The organism is Falsiroseomonas oryziterrae (assembly GCF_021864505.1).
Lineage (GTDB): Bacteria > Pseudomonadota > Alphaproteobacteria > Acetobacterales > Acetobacteraceae > Falsiroseomonas > Falsiroseomonas oryziterrae.
In genome coordinates this window covers 1-3950 of sequence record NZ_JAKJIB010000358.1, presented here as the reverse complement: position 1 = coordinate 3950, position 3950 = coordinate 1, and the positions used below count along the sequence as shown (strand labels likewise).

The 3950-nt window shown below is 72.5% G+C and carries 6 protein-coding genes; 1 reads left to right on the top strand and 5 read right to left on the bottom strand.

What is annotated here, in order from left to right; genetic code table 11:
* A partial coding sequence (locus L2I40_RS20075) for a hypothetical protein (protein WP_237216951.1) occupies positions 1-192 on the top strand: 192 nt, incomplete at its 5' end.
* A 105-nt stretch (positions 193-297) separates the two neighbouring features.
* Here the strand turns inward: L2I40_RS20075 and gloA are convergent.
* The 5 genes from gloA to lpxD all read right to left on the bottom strand — a co-directional run.
* Complete coding sequence (gene gloA, locus L2I40_RS20070) at positions 298-693, bottom strand: lactoylglutathione lyase (RefSeq protein WP_237216950.1); 396 nt, start codon at positions 691-693, stop codon at positions 298-300.
* On the bottom strand, positions 690-1571 hold the full coding sequence (locus tag L2I40_RS20065; protein WP_237216949.1) for an LpxI family protein: 882 nt from the start codon (positions 1569-1571) through the stop codon (positions 690-692). The genes gloA and L2I40_RS20065 overlap by 4 nt, the downstream gene beginning before the upstream one ends.
* Positions 1571-2419 carry an acyl-ACP--UDP-N-acetylglucosamine O-acyltransferase gene (gene lpxA, locus L2I40_RS20060; RefSeq protein ID WP_237216948.1) on the bottom strand — a complete coding sequence of 283 codons (849 nt, stop codon included), beginning with the start codon at positions 2417-2419 and terminating at the stop codon, positions 1571-1573. The genes L2I40_RS20065 and lpxA overlap by 1 nt, the downstream gene beginning before the upstream one ends.
* 7 nt (positions 2420-2426) lie before the next feature.
* Positions 2427-2903: a 3-hydroxyacyl-ACP dehydratase FabZ gene (fabZ, locus tag L2I40_RS20055; RefSeq protein ID WP_237216947.1), complete on the bottom strand. Its 477-nt coding sequence runs from the start codon at positions 2901-2903 to the stop codon at positions 2427-2429.
* 25 nt (positions 2904-2928) lie between these two features.
* Positions 2929-3950 (bottom strand): UDP-3-O-(3-hydroxymyristoyl)glucosamine N-acyltransferase (gene lpxD / locus L2I40_RS20050; protein WP_308116438.1); only part of this gene is annotated, 1022 nt, incomplete at its 5' end.

The following is a 3950-nucleotide window of genomic DNA, read 5'->3' as shown; positions in this document are numbered from 1 at the left end:
GCAGGTGCGCGGACGGCGGCGGAGCCGGGGCTGCAGGCGCATCACCTCTGGTGGGCCGCGCGCCGGGAGGAGGAAGCGCGCCGTCACGCGCTGGCCGCCGGCTTCCTGCGCGAGCTCGCGGCGACCTTCGCCGCGCGGCTGGAGCGGGCGGCGCGAGTGCGAGGGGCCTGGAGCAATATCCAATCCGACTGAATCAGTCAGATTGGATTTCCTGCTCCAGGAATCTCGGATCGAGAGCAGCTTATGCCCGATCAGCGGAACCGCGAGCGAAGCGGTTCCACCTGATCGGGCACTGCTCTAGGCCCGCTCGATCAGCTCGATCTTGTAGCCGTCCGGGTCCTCGACGAAGGCGATGACCGTCGTGCCGAACTTCACCGGCCCGGCTTCCCGCGTCACCTTGCCGCCGCCCGCGCGCACCGCCTCGCAGGCCGCCTTCACGTCCGGCACGCCGACGGCGAGGTGCCCGAAGGCGGTGCCCAGCTCGTATTTCTCGACGCCGTAGTTGTAGGTCAGCTCGATCTCGCCCTGGCCTTCCTTGTTGCCCTCGCCGTAGCCGAGGAAGGCGAGGGTGTACTTGCCGTCGGGCACGTCGCGGCGGCGCAGCTCCTTCATGCCGAGCAGCTTCGTGTAGAAGGCGATGCTGCGCTCCAGGTCGCCGACGCGGATCATGGTGTGCAGGAACTTGCCGCTCATGCTGCGCTCTCCTCGGTGCTGAACAGGTCGGGACGGATGGCGAGGAGGAAGAGCCCCGCCGCATCCGCCGCCGCGATGGTCTCGGCGCGGTCCACGACCAGCGTGCCGGCATGGCCCGACCGCGCCTCGATCGCGATGCCGGCGAGCCCCGCCGCGGCGGCGTTGCGCACCGTGTCGGGCCCGATCACCGGCAGGTCGGCCCGCACGTCCTGGCGCGGCTTCACGAGCTTGACCAGCACGCCGCCCGCACCCGCGCGCCGCAATCCCGCGCAGCGCGCGAGCAGCGCGTCGGTTCCCTCGATCGCCTCGACGCCGAGCACGAGGCCCTGCTGCACCACGCAGCCCTGGCCGACATCGACGGCGCCCAGCGCCCGCACCACGGCGATGCCGCGCGCGATGTCGCGGCGATCGTCATCAGATGGTGCGGCTGCGGAAAGGCGGCCCTCCGGCACCAGCAGGTCGCCCAGGATCTCCTGCGCGCCGACCGGGTTGAAGCCTTCCCCGCGCAGCAGGCCGAGCACGGCGGAGAGCAGCGTGTCGTCGCCGCCGAACAGCGCCCGCGCACCGAGCTTCGCGGCAAGCCGCAGCCCTTCCGCGTCGAAGCGCGCCGAGGTCAGCGAGGGCCGCGCGACGCGCCCTGCCAGCACGAGGTCGCGCACGCCATGTTCGCGCATCAAGGCCATCATGCGCCCGACCTGGCCGAGCGGCAGGACGGAATGGCGATAGGCCGCGTAGTCGGCGGGCTGCGCGAAGCCTTCGAGCAGGACGCAGACGACGGGGCGGCCGGCCTTGGCGGCGGCGTCGGCGACGCGCAGCGGCATCAGTCCGCCCCCGGCGACCAGGCCGAGCGGCGCGGGGCCGGGCGGAGCGCCTGGCATCAGGCGGCGTCCGCGTCCTCGTCCTCCGTCCCGCGGCCGAAGGGACAGAGGCCGTGGCGGCCGCGCTCGCGGACAAAGTCGAGGATCTCGGCAACCAGCGCGTTGCCCGGATGCGCCTGCGCGATGGCGTCCACCTGGTCCTCCGGCCGGCCGGCGCGGTAGAGGTCGTGCACCGCGCGCGCCACGACCATCACCTGCTCCTTGCTCAGCCCCGCCCGGCGGCGCAGCGCGATGGTGTTCAGCCCGGCAAGCTTCGCGCGGAAGCCCTTCACGCGGCCGAAGGGCAGCACGTTGCGCTCGACGCCGGACATGCCGGCGACCAGCGCCATGCGCCCGATGCGCACGAATTGCTGGATCGCGGCGCCGCCCTGGATGACCGCGAAGTCGCCGATCTGCACATGTCCGGCGAGCATCACGTTGTTGACCAGGATGACGCCGTCGCCGAGCCGGCAGTCATGGCCGACATGGGCGACGCACATGATCAGGCAGTCGGCGCCGATCCGCGTGATCCCGTCGCCGCCGGTGCTGCCGCGATGGATCGTCGTGTGCTCGCGCACATGGGTGCGCGCGCCGATCACCACGCCGGTCGGCTCGCCCTTGTACTTCAGGTCCTGCGGCGGAAGCCCGATGGTCGCGAAGGGCGAGACCCGCACGCCGGGCCCGAGATGCGTCCGCCCGTCCAAAACGACATGCGCGACGAGTTCGACGCCCTCGTCGAGGACGCAGTCGGGACCGACGACGCAGCCGGGGCCGATGCGGCAGCCGGGGGCGATGCGGGCACCGGGTGCCACGACGGCGCCCGGGTGGATGAGGGCGTCGCTGGCGACGCCGGAGGGGCGGTGGTCCAATTGGGCGCTACTTGTCGAGGATCATCGCGGAGTAGGTCGCCTCGGCGACCACCTTGCCGTCCACCTTCGCCTCGGCCTCGAACTTCCAGATGCTGCCGCGCTGCTTCTGCTTCTGCACATGCACGCGCATCTGGTCGCCGGGCACCACCGGCTTGCGGAACTTCGCCTCGTCGACCGTCATGAAGTAGACGAGCTTGCCGGCCGCGGACGGCCCGAGCGTCTCGACCACCAGCACGGCCGCGGTCTGCGCCATGCTCTCGATGATCAGCACGCCGGGGAAGACCGGATGCGTCGGGAAATGGCCCTGGAAGAAGTTCTCGTTGATCGTGACGTTCTTGATGCCGACGGCGGAGCGGTCGGGGACGATGTCCACGACGCGGTCGACCAGCAGGAAGGGGAAGCGATGCGGGATCGCCTGCATGATGCGGGCGATGTCATAGGCGCCGACGCTGCCCGGTGCCTCGGCGCTGGCGGTCGCGTCCATGGTCCTCCCTTCCGTCCCCCGCGTCTCAGCCGCGAGCCGGCTTCTGGCCCAGGCGGCGCAGCGCCGCCATGGCGCGCAGCGTGTCCTTGGCCGGCCAGGCCGGGCTGCCGACCACATCCGTGCCCGCCGGCACGTCGTTCATCACACCGGCCTGCGCGCCGATCCGGGCGCGGTCTCCGACGTTGAGATGGCCGGTGACGCCCGCCTGGCCGCCGAGCTGCACGCCGTTGCCGAGCGTCGCAGAACCCGAGACGCCGGCCTGCGCGACGATCACGCAGGCGCGCCCGGCGCGCACGTTGTGGCCGATCTGCACGAGGTTGTCGAGGCGCGTGCCGGCGCCGAGCTCGGTGTCGGACTGGCTGCCGCGATCGACGCAGGCATTCGCGCCGATCTCCACGAAGTCGCCGAGGATGACGCGGCCGAGCTGCGGCATCGTCTCGAAGCGGCCCTCGGGCGTGACGGCGAAGCCGAACCCTTCCTGACCCACGCGCGCGCCCGGATGCAGCACGACGCCGCGGCCGGCGATGCAATGCGTGACCGAGGCATGCGGCCCGATGCGGCAGCCATCGCCGAGCACCACCTTCTCACCGATCACGGCATGCGGGCCGAGGATGCAGCCCGCCCCGATCTCCGCCCCGGCGCCGATCACGGCGTAGGGCCCGACCTCGCAGCCTGGCCCGAGCTTCGCGGAGGGATCGACCACCGCGGTCGGATGGATGCCGGCACGCGGCGCCGGCGGCGGATGCAGCCGCGCGGCGATCCGACCGAAGCCGAGATAGGGCTGCGCCGAGACGATGGCCGCGACGCCCGGCGGGACGCTGCCCGCGAAGTCCGCGGCCAGCACCACGGCTGCCGCGCGGGTGCCGGCGAGTTGCGGCGCGTAGCGCCGGTTGTCGAGGAAGGACACGTCGTCAGGCCCTGCGGCCGAGAGCGGCCCGACGCCGGTCACCAGCCGCTCCGGCGAGCCGCCGCGCAGCTCGCCGCCGGCCAGCGTCGCGGCCTCCGCCAGCGTCAGCGGCGGCCCGGCGGGATGGAAGCGCGGATCGG